We start from the raw sequence: 16,923 nt of genomic DNA, 5'->3' as shown, positions 1-16,923 counted from the left end.
CTAGCAAGCTATGAGTCTACTAAATAAACCTATTAGGGAGAGATTAAAATGAGCGTACTTGACCATAAAATTGATTTTGCCGTTATTCTGTCCGTCCGTAATGCCAATCCGAATGGCGACCCATTGAATGGCAATCGTCCAAGACAAACCTATGAAGGACTTGGCGAGATTTCTGATGTGTGCCTAAAGCGCAAAATCCGCAACAGGCTGCAAGACATGGGAGAAGCGATTCTCGTCCAGTCGGATGAGCGCCGTGACGATGGGTACCGCAGCATTAAAGAACGTGTAGATGCGAATGCCGATGTTCAAGAGTATGCTAAGGGAAAAAAGCAAAATAATGAGCTATACGCACAGGCGGCCTGCAAGACATGGGTTGATGTGCGCAGCTTCGGCCAGGTGTTTGCCTTTAGCGGCGGGGCGGATGCGTCATCGGGTGTATCCGTGGGCGTTCGCGGGCCTGTCTCGATTCATACAGCGCTTAGCGTCGAGCCGATTGCCATTACAAGCACGCAAATTACGAAAAGCGTCAATTCGGTGACGGGTAAGGACCCGAACAAGAAGGGTTCCGATACGATGGGGATGAAGCATAGGGTGGATTTTGGCGTGTATGTCATCTATGGCAGCATCAATACACAATTGGCGGAGAAAACTGGCTTTACGAAGGACGATGCGGAGAAGATTAGACAAGCCCTTATTTCTCTTTTTGAAAATGACACCTCATCCGCGCGCCCAGACGGCAGCATGGAAGTCCATAATCTTTTCTGGTGGAAGCACCAGTCCAAGCTTGGGCAATATTCTTCAGCGAAGGTGCATCGCTCCTTGAAAATTAAATTGAACGATGACGTAGTCGAAGGGAAATCCATCGACGACTACACTTGGACAATTGAGCCGCTTGAGGGCTTGGAGCCCCTAAGATATGTGGGACAATAATGAAGAAGATTTTCTAATGCTTTCTGGCATTCAGCATTTCAACTTTTGCCGAAGGCAATGGGCGCTTATTCATATTGAGCAGCAATGGGAAGAGAATGTCCGCACCGTTGAAGGGGCGCATTTGCACCGCAAAGCCGATCAGCCCATGCTGCGGGAGAAACGCGGGGACAAGCTCATTGTCCGTGCGCTTCCCGTACAGTCGCGGCGTCTGGGCATTTCCGGCATATGCGATGTCGTAGAGTTTATACGAGATAACTCAGGAGTTCCACTGGCGGGAGAGGAAGGGTTATACCTTCCGTATCCCGTGGAATACAAACGCGGCAAGCCGAAGCGGAATGATTCTGACCGTTCGCAATTAGTGGCTCAGCTCATGTGTTTGGAAGAGATGTTAATGTGCGAGCTGTCGATGGGCTATCTCTATTATGATGAAACGAAGCATCGGGTGGAGGTGCCTGTCTCCGAAGCGGACAAAGCCAAGGTCAAGCAAAGTTTGGACGAGATGCGCCACTACTATGAGCGGAACCATACGCCGCGGGCGAAGACGGGGCCGCATTGTCAGAGCTGCTCTTTGAACGTCGTTTGTTTGCCGGAAATGCTGGAGCGAAAACCCGTTTCAAGCTTTATCGAAAGCAGGTTATATGAATGAAAAAGCTGCTGAATACACTATTTGTTACGATGCCGGATACGTATTTATCGCTCGATGGCGAGAATATTGTTATAAAGCGGGACGACGAAATTGTCGGACGCTACCCGCTGCATAATTTGGAGGGAGTCTGTACCTTTGGTTATGCGGGAGTCAGTCCAGCTCTTATGGGGAAATGCGCAGAGAATAACATCGGACTGACCTTTATGACTCGCAATGGTCGATTTTTAGCACGGGTCGTCGGTGAGGATAAAGGGAATGTTGTACTGCGCAAGGAGCAGTACCGTATTTCCGATGATGAGCGGCGAAGCGCTATTTTTGCCCGAAATATGATTTTGGGAAAAGTGTATAACAGTAAGTGGGTGGTTGAACGAGCCTTGCGGGATCATGCCCTCCGTATGGATATCGAGCGAATGAAGCAGGTCAGTGCTTCGCTATCGGAGACGATGAAGCTTATTCGCGGCGTGGAGCAGCTGGATATTTTGCGCGGGCTGGAAGGGTCGGCTGCTGTGCAATACAACTCGGTGTTTGACCAGTTGATTTTGCAGCAAAAGGAACAGTTCTTTTTCCATGGGCGAAATAAGCGTCCTCCGCTGGACAATGTCAATGCTTTGCTTTCTTTCACTTATTCTCTGCTTGCGAAGGATGTGACAGCCGCGCTGGAGTCTGTGGGACTGGACGCTTACGTCGGTTTTCTGCATCGGGATCGCCCGGGGCGAGACTCGCTTGCGCTGGATATGATGGAGGAACTGCGGAGCGTGTATGCTGACCGTATGGTGCTGTATCTAATCAACAAGAAGGTTGTTAACGACAGCGGCTTCGTGAAAAAAGAAAATGGAGCCGTCATCATGGACGATGACACTAGGAAAGCGGTGCTCAAGGCATGGCAAGAACGCAAGCAAGAGAAGATTATGCACCCCTATTTGAACGAAAAGATAGCTTGGGGGCTTGTTCCTTACGCCCAGGCCTTATTGCTTGCGAGGCATATTCGTGGTGATTTGGACGAATACCCGCCATTTTTCTGGAAGTAGGTGTTCATATGCTCGTATTAATAACGTATGATGTGAGTACATCAAGCAAGGAAGGGCGTAGACGGCTCTCCCGAGTAGCGAAAACCTGTCTGAATTACGGCCAGCGGGTGCAGAACTCCGTATTTGAATGTATTGTAGATGCGACGAAGTTTCGCCAATTGAAGTATGAATTAGAGGAGCTCATTGATAAGCAGACGGATAGCCTGCGCTTCTACAATTTGGGTGATAATCACAAAAGCAAGGTAGAGCACATCGGTGCAAAAGAAGCCTATGATATGGAAGCACCGCTTATTCTATAAACGAAAATTTTTTTGCGGATTCATGGTGCGAATGTGAAGCTCCCATAAAAACCCTAGGGGATTCGCACCTCAGAAATTGTGGAAATTTGTCGAATTTGAGTTGTTTCAAGAAAAGTCAAGGTTTGATCTAGATTTTTTTAGTATTATATTTATTGAAAAATGGGGTGATTGATGCCATGATGGGATCAATCACTTGTATTTTCGCTGTCGCACTCCGTACGGAGTGCGTGGATTGAAACCTTTTCTCCGGCAGTTTTGAACGGGCGGTCAACCGCGTCGCACTCCGTACGGAGTGCGTGGATTGAAACGAAAATGGGGCGAGCGCTCGAAGGGTAGGAAGATCGTCGCACTCCGTACGGAGTGCGTGGATTGAAACTTTTGGAAAGGAGCGGGGATATGGCGACAGCAGCAAGTCGCACTCCGTACGGAGTGCGTGGATTGAAACACGAACCCGATGGCGGAAGCGCAACTTACGGGGCGTCGCACTCCGTACGGAGTGCGTGGATTGAAACAATAGTTTGAGCCAGCGCGGGAGAAAAGTATTTGTCGCACTCCGTACGGAGTGCGTGGATTGAAACATGCTGTCCCAAGCTGCACTGAATTGCTCAGTTGGTCGCACTCCGTACGGAGTGCGTGGATTGAAACACGAACCCGATGGCGGAAGCGCAACTTACGGGGGTCGCACTCCGTACGGAGTGCGTGGATTGAAACTGGGAAAAACATGGAATGGATAAAGAACGTCCTGGTCGCACTCCGTACGGAGTGCGTGGATTGAAACTAAGTATTCTTTTAGCATCAGTATTGACGGATGGTCGCACTCCGTACGGAGTGCGTGGATTGAAACGCCGGAACGGCCGAGGACAGCTATGTCAAAGATGTCGCACTCCGTACGGAGTGCGTGGATTGAAACAACCGTATTTGCCAAAAGAGACGCAAAATTATGGTCGCACTCCGTACGGAGTGCGTGGATTGAAACCATAAGTCGATCAAACGTAACCGTTGGATGTTTGTCGCACTCCGTACGGAGTGCGTGGATTGAAACAGAGAGATCGAAGCGCAGAAGTCAGGAGCCTGAGTCGCACTCCGTACGGAGTGCGTGGATTGAAACATACTATCGCTCACCGGCTTAACTGGCCGAGGCGTGTCGCACTCCGTACGGAGTGCGTGGATTGAAACATTCCGTTCGTATCGAAGAAGCGCCGTAAATCCGTCGCACTCCGTACGGAGTGCGTGGATTGAAACGTTCTGCTGGAAGGTGAGATTTTGAAAGGGTTTAGGGTCGCACTCCGTACGGAGTGCGTGGATTGAAACTCCACTAATGGAGAAAGCTGATACTAATCAATCATAGTCGCACTCCGTACGGAGTGCGTGGATTGAAACCATGACCGCCATAGTCACACTAGGACTCGGAAACAGGTCGCACTCCGTACGGAGTGCGTGGATTGAAACTCGTTCTGGCATAGATTGTCCTATAATCAATCTAGTCGCACTCCGTACGGAGTGCGTGGATTGAAACCTACTCTGGATCAAATTCAAACCGAATGGACAATCGTCGCACTCCGTACGGAGTGCGTGGATTGAAACAAACCGAATGGACAATCTCAGAAACTAATCAATGTCGCACTCCGTACGGAGTGCGTGGATTGAAACAAGAAAATGGAGCGTCAGAAGGACATTGGATTAAGTCGCACTCCGTACGGAGTGCGTGGATTGAAACGCTCTATGGATGGATTCGCGATGGCTGAAGGTTGTCGCACTCCGTACGGAGTGCGTGGATTGAAACTAAATCTTCACGGTGTACGGCGTGATGCCTGCATGTCGCACTCCGTACGGAGTGCGTGGATTGAAACAAATCCTGATTTGTTGTTAACCTTGGAATCATTTGTCGCACTCCGTACGGAGTGCGTGGATTGAAACATGCATCTTCTCACACCGCCTTAATGAAGTTTAGTCGCACTCCGTACGGAGTGCGTGGATTGAAACTGTCGAGCGAGCAGGAACATTCCCACCCGACATCGTCGCACTCCGTACGGAGTGCGTGGATTGAAACGAAAATAGCTGTCAAGCTCAAGCGCTGGGACAATGTCGCACTCCGTACGGAGTGCGTGGATTGAAACCCCGGCCTCAAGAATACGTTTCAAGGCAAGCTCCGCAGGTCGCACTCCGTACGGAGTGCGTGGATTGAAACACCGCCATGAAGCGCCTGTAATATTACTGTAATAGTCGCACTCCGTACGGAGTGCGTGGATTGAAACCCCTCGCTGCACGCGAGCTGAGATAGCGGCGATGTCGCACTCCGTACGGAGTGCGTGGATTGAAACTTTTGATCGACAATATAACTGACGTAATTGACCGTCGCACTCCGTACGGAGTGCGTGGATTGAAACTACCCCTCCGTAACGTTACTATTAGTTTGTTTTGTCGCACTCCGTACGGAGTGCGTGGATTGAAACACCTTCTTAGTTTCAAACACAAACGAGATTTTCATGTCGCACTCCGTACGGAGTGCGTGGATTGAAACTACTCGGAAGTCCTTGCACATCTCGCTTATCCGGCGTCGCACTCCGTACGGAGTGCGTGGATTGAAACTAACTGACTCATGATTGACCCCGTTTTTGTGCCGGTCGCACTCCGTACGGAGTGCGTGGATTGAAACGGATAGTGCCTCTAGACGCTCGCGGCTAGCGTTAAGGTCGCACTCCGTACGGAGTGCGTGGATTGAAACGAGATAAACTTGTTGCGGATGCAGAATCTATATTCGTCGCACTCCGTACGGAGTGCGTGGATTGAAACATCATCCGCGAATACAGCGGGAAAGTAAGTGAGAGTCGCACTCCGTACGGAGTGCGTGGATTGAAACTCTCCCGCCTCCACCCTCGAATATCGAAAAACCCGTCGCACTCCGTACGGAGTGCGTGGATTGAAACGTCAAGACAAATGATACTACTAGGCTGCTCTGCAGTCGCACTCCGTACGGAGTGCGTGGATTGAAACGTCACGTTGCAACGGGGCATCAGTAGCTAAAGGGTCGCACTCCGTACGGAGTGCGTGGATTGAAACATTGTCCTCATAATCTGTATCCATAGCGATTTGGTCGCACTCCGTACGGAGTGCGTGGATTGAAACTATTGATGTACAGTCAGCGGCGCAATTTCAAGCAGTCGCACTCCGTACGGAGTGCGTGGATTGAAACGACGTTGTCATTGTCGTGTATAAAGCGAAGATGCTGTCGCACTCCGTACGGAGTGCGTGGATTGAAACGATATTGATAACGTAGAGGACGCGCCGGACTTCCGTCGCACTCCGTACGGAGTGCGTGGATTGAAACATTATTAGGGGATCGTTGGGAAAAGTAAATGACATGTCGCACTCCGTACGGAGTGCGTGGATTGAAATACTGACGAGGATAACCTGGTCAGCCTCAGTAAGGTCGCACTCCTTACGGAGCGGATGAAACGACTACCTAGCCATAAGTAGTAGGTCGGAAGAAAACGCACGGACTCTTCGTAAGAACGAAGGCCAAAGGGCAGACAGATGACATTTGAATTTCTATACATAAATTACCAAATGATCAAAGCTATCTTTAAGGGGCGTTCGACCTTTTGAATTTCGAACATAGAATCTATTTTCTGAATATTATAATTAGCTGTAGTAATCAGCACAATATTCAACTAGAAAAGTCACGATGGATTTAATCGGGACTTTTCTGTATTAAGGGGGCAAATGATGATTTGAACAATTGGGGAAGGTATTCGTACAGTCAGAAAATCAAAGAGGCTCAGTCAAGTTAAGTTTACTAACATGGTTAGTTGGAGCAAGATAAGTATAAACTTAGAGAAGTTATTGCCGGTTTGCTACTACTTTAAATAGCTGATCCACTTTTTGTTGGTCTGAGATATATTTCCCGATAAATTCCTTTAAATCATCTGTAGATTCAAATTCCACAAGAACGTGACCATCATACCATTTCTGGAGAAACTCACGGTGGATAACATATGTCTTTTCCTCCACAGTAAACGTTATTCGGTCTACATTTGGAATCAGGGCGAAAATAAAAGAGGCATTGTAGACAATCGTTTGCTCCAAATCGTCAGGGGAGAGCGGATTATTGTCATTTTTATAAATTAAGGAAAGGCCATACGGTTCTTGTTCAGTTTCAAGCATCATCTTGTCTAATTTATCGTTTGCAGGCAACTGATGAACAATTTGTCCCACAGCACTGTTACTGCCAATAAGTGTATTCTTAAACTTAAATAAATCCTCATCAGAATCCGGAACCTTGTTAGTTGAATTGCACGCGACCAACGTAAGCATCATTAACATCATAATTATAAGAAATTTATAATCCTTCCCAAAAAATTTCATGATTCACCTCTCTATTTCAAATTGCTTCCACATTTTAATGTATTAACCATACCATAGGTTTTGAGAAAAGTTCAAGTTTGTTTCCCATACGTGTCCCGAGATGTGCTGTTCTTCACTAGAGGTTCCTGCAAGACGTCAAACTCTTTTCTTGTAGTAATTCTTGAATTTGAGAGAGGACAAACATAAAATATCCCTCGCTAATGAGAATGTCTAAAAAGTTACAATATTTTGATAAAATTGTAATTGGTATTATCAAATTGGAAATTATATGCTATCATTCTATGTGTTAGATAAGTGTGTAAGATATGGGCGAACGGTGTTTTGAAGAGCTGGCCAGCTTTCAAATAAAAACTTATTTTCATATGGAGGTTAAGCAATGACATTTAATCTTAAGAAAACCTGTGCAACTCTTTTATCTGTCCCTATTTTAAGTCTTTCTTTGTTTGCCGGAATTTCATTTGCCAGTACCCAAGCAAAACAACTGACCATACCATCCAGTCAAGGTACTTTAACCTCTAATGTTTGGAGAGCTACGGTCGCGACAAGCTCCGGAAATACGCTTCAATGGGATTGGCAGGTATCTGCCGTTTATAGCGGTACCAAAACAGTATCGTCCATTAGGACTTCATGGAGCAGCACAGCCTCTTTGAGAAACTCCGCAAATATTTCCATGGGCGTTGCGGCTGACGGCGTAAGCGCTGGGGGCGGTTCCGCATGGGCGAGTACGACAACGGTTCTGAAGTTTTGGGAGAATGCCAATGGATCCAAATCGTCGGATTGGCGTTCAAACATCGTTATCGGACCGAGCACCGACTATAGAAGTGGAACGATTGTTACAACAAACACCGCTAAAGTAAAGCTTTCGAGCGACCCTAAGTATTACGAAATTAGCGCAGGCGTTTAATTTGCAAAACTGAAGAAGATAACAAGTAAAGAATCGACCGTGTATGCGGCTGATTCTTTACCTGTCGTTTACTATCTTTCATGATCGATATGGGGGGCAAATGAAGAAATTCGTCTTGATGTTGCTTATTGTTCAACTCGCGCTAGCAGGTTGTAGTCGGCAAAGTGACGTACAGCCAGGCGGTGGGATGGTGAATAATGTTGAACTGCCTAAATGCAGTGAAGAGGGCCAATGTATGTATCTAATCAATCGGTATTCTCAAAAGCTACTCACTTATAATGAGAAGACAAAGTCCATCGAAGAACAACAGGATATTCCAAATTATATTTACTATGAATTTAATACCATCAGCCCATACTTTACGGTTGGCAACAGCCTTACAAATGGTTTCTCGATATTAAGAATCGACAAGGATAACGTTACGGAAAGCGTACTATTGAAAGATAGAAAAAACGAAGCCATTTTTCCTTTGGCAACAAATGGTGAGCGTTATTTTTTTATTCATTCCTATTATGATGACAGTGGGAAGGAAACGAAACGTACGATTGCAGAGTTAATTCAAGATAGCACGAAAGATCTTCCTAATGTATCGGCACTTGTGTCATACGGGGCGATCGTTAAAGATAAGCTTTACTATACGGTTTATGACGAAGCTTCAAATTCTTTTCATTTACAATCCTTGTTAATGAACAATTTAGATGCAGAACCAAGGATTGAAGCGGATAATCTCGAAACGGGGGAGTTATATAGTACAAATGGAGAATTGCTAACTTCCAGCAATGAATTGATATTTAATGATCGAATACAATTCGAGAAAAAAACGTTGAATTACATAGACGATAAACATGGACTTCTTATTCAAATCTATCCTAATGAACAAGCAGATCTTGTGCTGGATGTTATTGATATTGCATCTAAGAAACAAATAGGAAGTGTTTCAGGCGTCATTGACTTTTCAGTCGATAATCAAGTGATTACTGTTTATTGCGAAGCATACATTAAGCAAATCAATATTCCATAACTGTAGATAAGAGGGGAACATGAAGACATTAAAATTGGTGGGTTTGACCAAAAGGTTCGGTGATAAGGATATTCTTAATCGTGTCGATTTTGAATTTCATAGTCCAAACCGTTATATCATTCATGGGCAAAGCGGCTCCGGGAAGACAACGTTGCTCAATTTAATAGCAGGTTATGATAACCCGGATAGCGGTCATGTAGAGGGGGAGGGCTCTTTAAATATTGGGTATTTATTCCAGGATGAAATGCTCTTCTCAAATTTAACGGTCAGAGAAAATTTATTCATTAAGTATGCTTCTTTTTCGCCTAATCACCATGCTGATTCACAGTTTGAAGCGCTAATCGTGGAAACATTGAGCAACTTTAATATTCTTGATCTAAAAGAAAGAAAAGTATCGATGCTTTCCGGCGGTGAGAAACAACGTGTCCAGTTAGCGTCCATTCTTATCTCTGAACCGGATATCGTTCTGATGGACGAGCCGACCTCAAAACTTGACACAAAAAACAAAGAACAGATTATCAAGACCATTGAAAATGTTTTTAAAAACAAGTTGATTATTGTGGTTAGTCATGAAAGCAACCTTCTATTAAAGGGTGGGATGGACCTGAGACTGGAGAACGGGAGATTATATCATGAATAAAGTTAAGAACACGCCTGTTATATCCCGTTTAATTCTTAAAAAATCAAATTCATATCTACGAATTTCAATTTTGCTTTTCATCTTTTCTCTAGTATTGATTGCGAGCTCTGCCGTGTATTTTATTAATCAATATCTCCAAGTAGATAAAGATTTTCTCTCCAATGATAATACGCATATCATTGAAATTACGACCTCGCGAGGCAATGCCATGCATGCTCAATCTTTGAAATACGAGGATGAAACGACCATTCGTGAAGAGATTGAAAAAGAGTACCCCGATACAAGCTATAAGGTCTTTAAGGAGTATCAGTTTAACTTTGGGATTCAAGATGCAAAGGGAGGTACTCATTTTATTTATGGCCTCGATGAGGCAGGAGGCAAATATTTAGGAAGCTGTGACTTGGAAATAAGAAAAGCTTGCGGAAAGATGGATTTAGATCAGGTGCTAACCTTGCAACTCCCAATTGTCAAAGTCCATGAAGACGGGCTGAGCAGCAGCGAGATCGTCGATTATCCGATGAACTATCAGTTAGGAGTATCAGATAAAAACCCTTTTTCCCTTTATAACGATGAACAATTAGAAACTATTTATATAGGTAGCCAAACGTATAAAGAAATGATCGAAAAAACATATTTGATTCAATGGGACCAATTCGTCAAGGAATATGATAGTCATAATCCGTTCGGTATTCAATCCTTGAGGAAGATATATGTCTACGTCGACGCATTATCTCAGGTGGAAGGAATTGCAGAACTGGTCAATGATAAAGGATATAATACAAATTATACGTTTAAAGCATTTGATAATTTTGATGTGTCCATGAAAAATACGGTAGTATTGTCATTGGCCTTAGGGGTTCTAATTCTGATGATAACGGCCGCGCATGTGATATTGTCGTTTAATTCTTATCTTAAAGTACAGCAAAAGGATATGGGAATTTTAAAACAACTGGGGTACAACCAAACAACAATTAATCAGATATACTCACGGAATATTAATGCAATCTTCTTTTTCACTGCCGTGGGGATAACGCTTTACACCGTGGTAGTAAGTGCTATTTTCATTGGTGAAAATGTATATTTATTCACATCATCCATTCTAGTATTGATAATCTTAATTCTTCTCACAATTAATCGTATCATTATTTTATGGATCCTACGGCAATATTCAAAGAAGAATATACTCACGCTCCTTAAGACAAACAAAGAATTCGAATAAGTGCAATTTTTTGGAGGCTCCTAGCATGCAACGTAAAGTTAAGAACATAGTAAGTGCAGCTATTGTGATAATGGTATTCATGATAACCTTAATAGGTTGTACTTCTAGTCCAACCGAAAACGATGATGCGAATAGCGTATTGCTGCGGATCGCAACTACATACGGTGAGTCTGAAAACAACCTGCTTAGACAACAGTACGCCGAGATTTATGAGTTTACTCATCCGAACGTCACAATAGAATTTATCCCTGTTATGACGGATGGTGAGCAGGAGCAGAGTCCATTGGAGCAATTAAAGACAACATTATTGGATTCAAGTAAAGCTGATCTTGTTCTGGTTGATTACCAAAGCTTGTGGAGACTGATTGATGAGAATCTGTTGATGAATCTAGATCCCTTAATAAAAGAAAGTCAGATTGAAACGGGTGAGCTAGCCGCGCCAGTTAATAATACGTTGTCCATGATAGGTAATGGCAGTACATATGGTCTCTCACCAACGTTTTCAACCACAGCCCTCTTTTATAATAAAACGATCTTTGAGAGGCAGGAAGTTCCATTCCCTCGCGATGGGATGACCTGGGATGATTTAATTCAGTTGGCAGGGCGCCTTCATCTAGGAGACGGGAAATTATTGCATGGATTTACTTTCAACAGTTTCTCTTCGGATGTGTTTTACGATATGTTGAGTTATGCGTCTCCGCTTCAAACCATGATTTTTAACGAAAAGGAACGTAAAATGACGGTTGATACGGACAGTTGGGAGCGGATCTGGACGGACTTTATTAATTTGGCTCGCCAAGCAAAGCTTCCACTGCCTGATGATGAGAACAAAAATGCTTCTGAAGCAAGCAATGACATGATGAATCCCTATTCTAACGATTACTTTCTATCGGGACAAACGGCTATGACAATTGCTTCGTACAATTACGTCAATCAGATAATGGACGCGAATCTGAATGCGCCACAAATTCAGGGAATGGAACAGATTGAATGGGATGTGGTAACCCTGCCCATCCATGCTGAACAGCCCGGCATAGGCGGGAGCATTACAATTAACAATGCAATGGGAATAGCTGCAAATGCGCAGAACAAAAAGGAGGCTTGGGAATTTATTAAGTTTATCAATAGCAAGGAATGGGCAAATACGAAATCGCGCAGCAATAACAACGATTTGTTCACCTATGTTAAATCAAACAAGCCGCAGAGCAATCTGAATTACAACCTAGATGCTTTTTTCAGTCTAGTGCCTGCCCCCTATCAGATTAGACTCGGACGCATGCTGGATGAGAAGCCAGACCTGTACCAAGTGTTGGACATCGGGCGTAATAAATTAAATGAAGTGCTTATCGGGGATAAAGAGGTTCGTCAGGCTCTGAGAGAGTGGGAGATAGAAGGGAATATTGAACTTCAGAAAATTCTTTAACAACACCTGGGATTCTTGCTTTATAACTTGACACTTGCAAGATTAATAATCTGAGGTTAAACCAAACAGACTGGTAGCGTTAGTGATTTGATGAGAGTACTCTATTGTAGAGTTTACTAAAAGAATAGTAAAAAGACGCCTCAAGTTATATTGAAAACTTGAGGCGTCTTTTAAATTTAGTACAGAACAAAAAGATAAACGCTGTCGCACTCCGTACATGGTAGTGAATTAAAAACACATTCAGCATGATTCCTGATTGGGGTTACTACAAGCGCATTTGTTTAAATTGAAAAAATAGGCTGCTTCCGTGTCGTATCATCTACGGGGAAGCAGCCTATTTTCCAATGATCTTCTCTACTCACTTATTGTGATTGTTTTTGTTCTTATAATAGGCCTTTCTGCGGACATAGACGATATGGGCTAGATTCAGAACACCCGTCACGATGGCTAGAATAGAGGGCAGTATTTGAAGTAAGGTTGGAAATGTAACTCCGTTTCCAACAGGACCCGTTCTCGGCTGCAAGGCTTCCCAATAACCAAAAAGAATGGCGCTTAAGCTGAAAAAAATTAAAAATAGAGACAGCACAAGAACCAATTTTTCGTTTCTCATCGCAAATTCCCCCGATACAAGGATTACCCTGCAAAAGCGAGTAACAGCATTTTATATACACTTTATTACGAAAACGCCACCTAAAATGTTACAATTTACAAAGCAGCTGTCTTTTAGACTATTGTGCGCGCACGGGATATTCTGGATTTTTAAGGAAAGGCTGAATCATAATGAATCAAATCGACTACGAGGCTTTTTATAATGAGGTTGGAGCAAGCAATGGCTGGGATTTCAGCAGGCTGAAGTGTATTTCGGAGGAAGCGAAGTGGGACTTGTATCAGGAGGTCGTCAAGCTAAGCCGAAAATCCGATCTGCTGCTCGATATTGGCACGGGCGGCGGGGAAGCTATTTTATCAATTGCGGACTGTGCCCTGCTGCTGGTGGGGATTGATTTATCTACAAGCATGGTCAATACCGCTATGAAAAATATTACGTTAGCCGAACGCAGCAATGTTCGCGTACTGCCAATGAATGCGGACAAGCTGGATTTTCCAGACCGCTTCTTTCAAATCGTTTCCTGCAGGCACTCGGCCTTCCATGCACAGGAGGTAGCCCGGGTGCTGGAGCATGGCGGCACCTTCCTGACGCAGCAAGTGAGCGAGAACGATAAGCTGAATCTCAAGCAGGCGTTCGGAAGAGGGCAAGCCTACGGGGAGAAGCCAGGCTCGCTCAAGGAGAGGCATATAGCAGAGCTGACGGAAGCTGGCTTTACGAAGATTGAGGTTATGGAGTGGAATGTCGCGGAGTTTTATGAGACAGCGGAGGATTTGATTTTTCTGCTTAAGCATACGCCGATTATTCCGAATTTTGGGCAGCAGCCGGAAGATTTTGGGCGATTAGAAGCCTTCATTAAGGATAATAAGTCGGAAAGAGGCATCAAGGCGTTCGCAGAGCGGTTTATGATTAAGGCACAAAGGTAGAAGCAGGGGGAACAAATGTGAGAGAACAGCAGCTGATTAACAGTCAGAAAAGACCGATTACGATAAACGACATCGTGAAGGATTTGCGAAGATTAGGCGTTCGAGAGGGCGATGCGGTGCTGGTGCACGCCTCCTTGTCGCGCTTGGGCTGGGTATGCGGCGGGCCGCAGGCTATGGTGCAGGCGCTTATGCAGGCGGTCGGAGATGAGGGCACGTTAATTATGCCTGCGCAAACCGGGGATTGGAGCGATCCAGCCGAGTGGGGGAATCCTCCGGTTCCAGAGGAGTGGTATGAGACAATTTATCGGGAGCTTCCGGCCTTCGATCCAGCTTTATCACCCACGCGGGGAATGGGTCGTATTGCGGAGCTGTTCCGAACGTTTCCGGGGACGGTGCGCTCAACGCATCCGCAGGTTTCTTTTTGCGCCAATGGCAAGTATGCGGAGCTTATCACATCCGAGCATATGCTAAGCCCACAATTCGGCATGGCGTCGCCACTCGGGAAGCTGTACGGCTTGGGCGCCAAGGTGCTGATGCTGGGGACGGGGTATGAATCTTGTACAAGCTTTCATCTGGCTGAAGCGATGAGTGAGCGTCTGCCGACTAAGCAGCTGGGAACAGCTATTTATGAAGGGGACGAGCGAGTATGGAAATGGTTTACGGATTTCGCTTATGATTCGGAAGATTTTGGCCGGATTGGGCAGTTCTACGATCATGAGGGCTCTGTGCAAAAGGGTGCGGTAGGCAGCGCCGAGTCTCGGCTTTTTGATCTGAAAGAAGCGGTCGATTTTGCCAAGCAGTGGCTGATGATCCATCGTCCTATGGAGTGAAAAAAGGTTATGTCCATGCAGGTGCGAATGGGAAGCTCACATAAAAACCCTAGGGGATTCGCACCTTAAAATTTGTCGAATCATGACGAAAATCAAGAACTTGGGGAAAAGTCAATACTTCATTTAGATTTTGTTTATATGGATGATCTTGAAAATATATGCAATTGATACCATGATGTAATCAATTGTATGTATTTTCGCTGTCGCACTCCGTATGGAGTGCGTGGATTGAAACATCCGGGGCGGTGAGGCTGGTTGGAAGGGCGTAAACGTCGCACTCCGTATGGAGTGCGTGGATTGAAACATCTAATTGAAAGAACGCGCAGCGACGATTAGCGTCGCACTCCGTATGGAGTGCGTGGATTGAAACATCTAATTGAAAGAACGCGCAGCGACGATTAGCGTCGCACTCCGTATGGAGTGCGTGGATTGAAACACGAACACATCCGCTATCATGTTTTCATCGTAAGCGTCAAACAGCCCCCACCAAATTGTGTCACTGGACCACATCTCCTTCGAAGGATGCGTAACATTGTCGGTTCTTTTCTAAACAATCATATTCGGGCAAGAGGATACAAATGTGAGTGACAGTACCCATTTTTCAACATTAAATAAGGTAATTGAACGGTAAAGATACTCTCAATCCGAAGAAGGGTAAGGGTTAATTACAGCTATTTTTAAGGTCATTTTGAATTTTTTTTTATATAGATTAATCCTAGTAGCGAAAAGGTTATGGTGTATAATAATGTTAATAGTTAGTTGCGTTAATTAATTTTCAAGATAAGAGCATTCATATTACATACTAATAAAGAACGGAAGGAAGCGTTGCAACCATGTTACATGCAAGACAGATGAACCTTTTTAGAAAAGGGGTTCTTATAGTAATTGGTATTTTATTGATTGCCTTCGCAATGCCGGAATCTAGCCAAGCGTCATTCGTTGATCCAATTGATCAAACATCGGATACAGATAATACGATCCCGAATTCGCAAGGCGGATCAAAGGGTGTAGGACAAAGCTTTACTGCAGGCAAAACGGGATGGATGTACGATGTCGATGTATTTCTTGGTCAATCTTCAGCTACTGAGCGAGAGATAAGCTTGACGATTCACGAAGGCGCCGATATTAATGGGACAGTACTAGGCGTAGCGAAGGTAAGCAGTAGTATTGTGCCTGTTTTTCCGGGAGGATGGGTTCGGTTTAATTTTAACGAAGGGATTTATGTGGAGTCTAACAAGATTTATGGCATGATGATGGAGACAACCAACAATGAACCAAGTCAAGTGAACCAAGTCACTTGGAGAATATACAATCCTAGCGCATATACCGGCGGTACACCGTATTATTTTGAATCTTGGGATAATTTCAATTTTGATTTTGCATTCAGGACGTATGTAGCTTCTCAGCAGAGGGACTATTCGACTTCTTTGCAGTTGGACCAGCTTACAACAACTTATGGTGATACTGAGGAGATCAGAGCTACATTGCTGGATGTTGAAAATCAGGCAGTATCGAATAAAAGAGTCACATTTTCTCTGGATGGGAACGTTCTTGGTTCATCTAATACGAATGGAAATGGTGAAGCAATATTCAGCTATTCGGTTAACACGGCAATAGGGAATCATACACTTACAGCGGAATTCGCAGGAGACCCTACCCATCTTACTTCGAATGATTCTGTTACGATGAGGGTCGATAAGAGGCCTCTTGCAGTAACCGCAGATGATGCGACTCGTGAATATGGAATGAGCAATCCGGTATTCACAGGAACGGTCTCAGGCGGTTTATCGTCAGATGGGATTACAGCAACTTATGCTACGAGTGCTGACCAAGCAAGTCATGTAGGGAGCTATGCGATCGAAGCAGCACTGGTTGATCCGAATAATAAGCTAGGAAATTACGAAGTAACCAAAACCTCAGGCAGTCTATCCATTACGAAAGCGTCACTTTCGGTAACCGCAGACGATGCGACGCGTGAATACGGAATGAGCAATCCGGTATTCACAGGAACGATAGTGGGCGGTTTATCGTCAGATGGGATTACAGCAACGTACGCAACGAGTGCTGACCAAGCAAGTCATGTAGGGA

At 44.7% G+C, this 16,923-nt stretch carries 14 protein-coding genes and 1 CRISPR repeat array; of the genes, 12 read left to right on the top strand and 2 right to left on the bottom strand.

The window, feature by feature from the left end; genetic code table 11:
- Positions 1-48: 48 nt before the first annotated feature.
- The 4 genes from cas7c to cas2 are packed head-to-tail and all read left to right on the top strand — an operon-like array spanning position 49 to position 2,903.
- Positions 49-930 carry a type I-C CRISPR-associated protein Cas7/Csd2 gene (cas7c, locus tag ACSR9A_RS19385; protein WP_473758969.1) on the top strand — a complete coding sequence of 294 codons (882 nt, stop codon included), beginning with the start codon at positions 49-51 and terminating at the stop codon, positions 928-930.
- Positions 917-1,576 (top strand): CRISPR-associated protein Cas4, encoded by a 660-nt coding sequence (cas4, locus tag ACSR9A_RS19380; RefSeq protein ID WP_473758968.1) that lies wholly within the window; start codon positions 917-919, stop codon positions 1,574-1,576. The genes cas7c and cas4 overlap by 14 nt, the downstream gene beginning before the upstream one ends.
- Positions 1,573-2,604, top strand: a complete 1,032-nt coding sequence (cas1c, locus tag ACSR9A_RS19375; protein ID WP_473758967.1) for a type I-C CRISPR-associated endonuclease Cas1c — start codon at positions 1,573-1,575, stop codon at positions 2,602-2,604. Before cas4 ends, cas1c begins: the two co-directional genes overlap by 4 nt.
- A gap of 8 nt (positions 2,605-2,612) precedes the next feature.
- Positions 2,613-2,903, top strand: a complete 291-nt coding sequence (gene cas2 / locus ACSR9A_RS19370; protein WP_056034675.1) for a CRISPR-associated endonuclease Cas2 — start codon at positions 2,613-2,615, stop codon at positions 2,901-2,903.
- A gap of 206 nt (positions 2,904-3,109) precedes the next feature.
- A CRISPR array of direct repeats spans positions 3,110-6,299; the repeat unit is 33 nt; unit sequence GTCGCACTCCGTACGGAGTGCGTGGATTGAAAC.
- Positions 6,300-6,743: 444 nt separating this feature from the next.
- Here the strand turns inward: cas2 and ACSR9A_RS19365 are convergent.
- The gene (locus ACSR9A_RS19365; protein ID WP_473758966.1) at positions 6,744-7,268 is read right to left on the bottom strand and encodes a DUF4825 domain-containing protein; all 525 of its coding nucleotides are present in this window, start codon (positions 7,266-7,268) and stop codon (positions 6,744-6,746) included.
- Between the two features lie 376 nt (positions 7,269-7,644).
- On the opposite strand from ACSR9A_RS19365, the gene ACSR9A_RS19360 reads away from it, so the two are divergent.
- The 5 genes from ACSR9A_RS19360 to ACSR9A_RS19340 all read left to right on the top strand — a co-directional run bounded on the left by ACSR9A_RS19360 (position 7,645) and on the right by ACSR9A_RS19340 (position 12,475).
- The gene (locus ACSR9A_RS19360) at positions 7,645-8,172 is read left to right on the top strand and encodes a hypothetical protein (RefSeq protein ID WP_473758965.1); all 528 of its coding nucleotides are present in this window, start codon (positions 7,645-7,647) and stop codon (positions 8,170-8,172) included.
- A gap of 100 nt (positions 8,173-8,272) precedes the next feature.
- Positions 8,273-9,193, top strand: coding sequence for a hypothetical protein (locus ACSR9A_RS19355; protein ID WP_473758964.1), 921 nt, complete (start codon positions 8,273-8,275; stop codon positions 9,191-9,193).
- A 19-nt stretch (positions 9,194-9,212) separates the two neighbouring features.
- Complete coding sequence (locus ACSR9A_RS19350) at positions 9,213-9,833, top strand: ATP-binding cassette domain-containing protein (protein WP_473758963.1); 621 nt, start codon at positions 9,213-9,215, stop codon at positions 9,831-9,833.
- Positions 9,826-11,052: a hypothetical protein gene (locus ACSR9A_RS19345; protein WP_473758962.1), complete on the top strand. Its 1,227-nt coding sequence runs from the start codon at positions 9,826-9,828 to the stop codon at positions 11,050-11,052. Before ACSR9A_RS19350 ends, ACSR9A_RS19345 begins: the two co-directional genes overlap by 8 nt.
- 25 nt (positions 11,053-11,077) lie before the next feature.
- Complete coding sequence (locus ACSR9A_RS19340) at positions 11,078-12,475, top strand: ABC transporter substrate-binding protein (RefSeq protein ID WP_473758961.1); 1,398 nt, start codon at positions 11,078-11,080, stop codon at positions 12,473-12,475.
- Positions 12,476-12,833: 358 nt separating this feature from the next.
- On the opposite strand, the gene ACSR9A_RS19335 is transcribed toward ACSR9A_RS19340, so the two are convergent.
- Complete coding sequence (locus tag ACSR9A_RS19335; RefSeq protein ID WP_473758959.1) at positions 12,834-13,085, bottom strand: hypothetical protein; 252 nt, start codon at positions 13,083-13,085, stop codon at positions 12,834-12,836.
- 170 nt (positions 13,086-13,255) lie between these two features.
- Here ACSR9A_RS19335 and ACSR9A_RS19330 point away from each other — a divergent pair, with 170 nt between their 5' ends.
- From ACSR9A_RS19330 to ACSR9A_RS19320, 3 genes are all read left to right on the top strand, one after another.
- Positions 13,256-14,005: a class I SAM-dependent methyltransferase gene (locus tag ACSR9A_RS19330; RefSeq protein ID WP_473758957.1), complete on the top strand. Its 750-nt coding sequence runs from the start codon at positions 13,256-13,258 to the stop codon at positions 14,003-14,005.
- A 17-nt stretch (positions 14,006-14,022) separates the two neighbouring features.
- Positions 14,023-14,835: an AAC(3) family N-acetyltransferase gene (locus ACSR9A_RS19325; protein WP_473758955.1), complete on the top strand. Its 813-nt coding sequence runs from the start codon at positions 14,023-14,025 to the stop codon at positions 14,833-14,835.
- 833 nt (positions 14,836-15,668) lie between these two features.
- Positions 15,669-16,923: MBG domain-containing protein (locus tag ACSR9A_RS19320; protein ID WP_473758953.1), on the top strand; the 1,255-nt coding region annotated here is incomplete at its 3' end.

This window comes from Paenibacillus sp. R-74696 (assembly GCF_055814915.1).
This window is presented reverse-complemented; position numbering and strand designations above follow the sequence as displayed.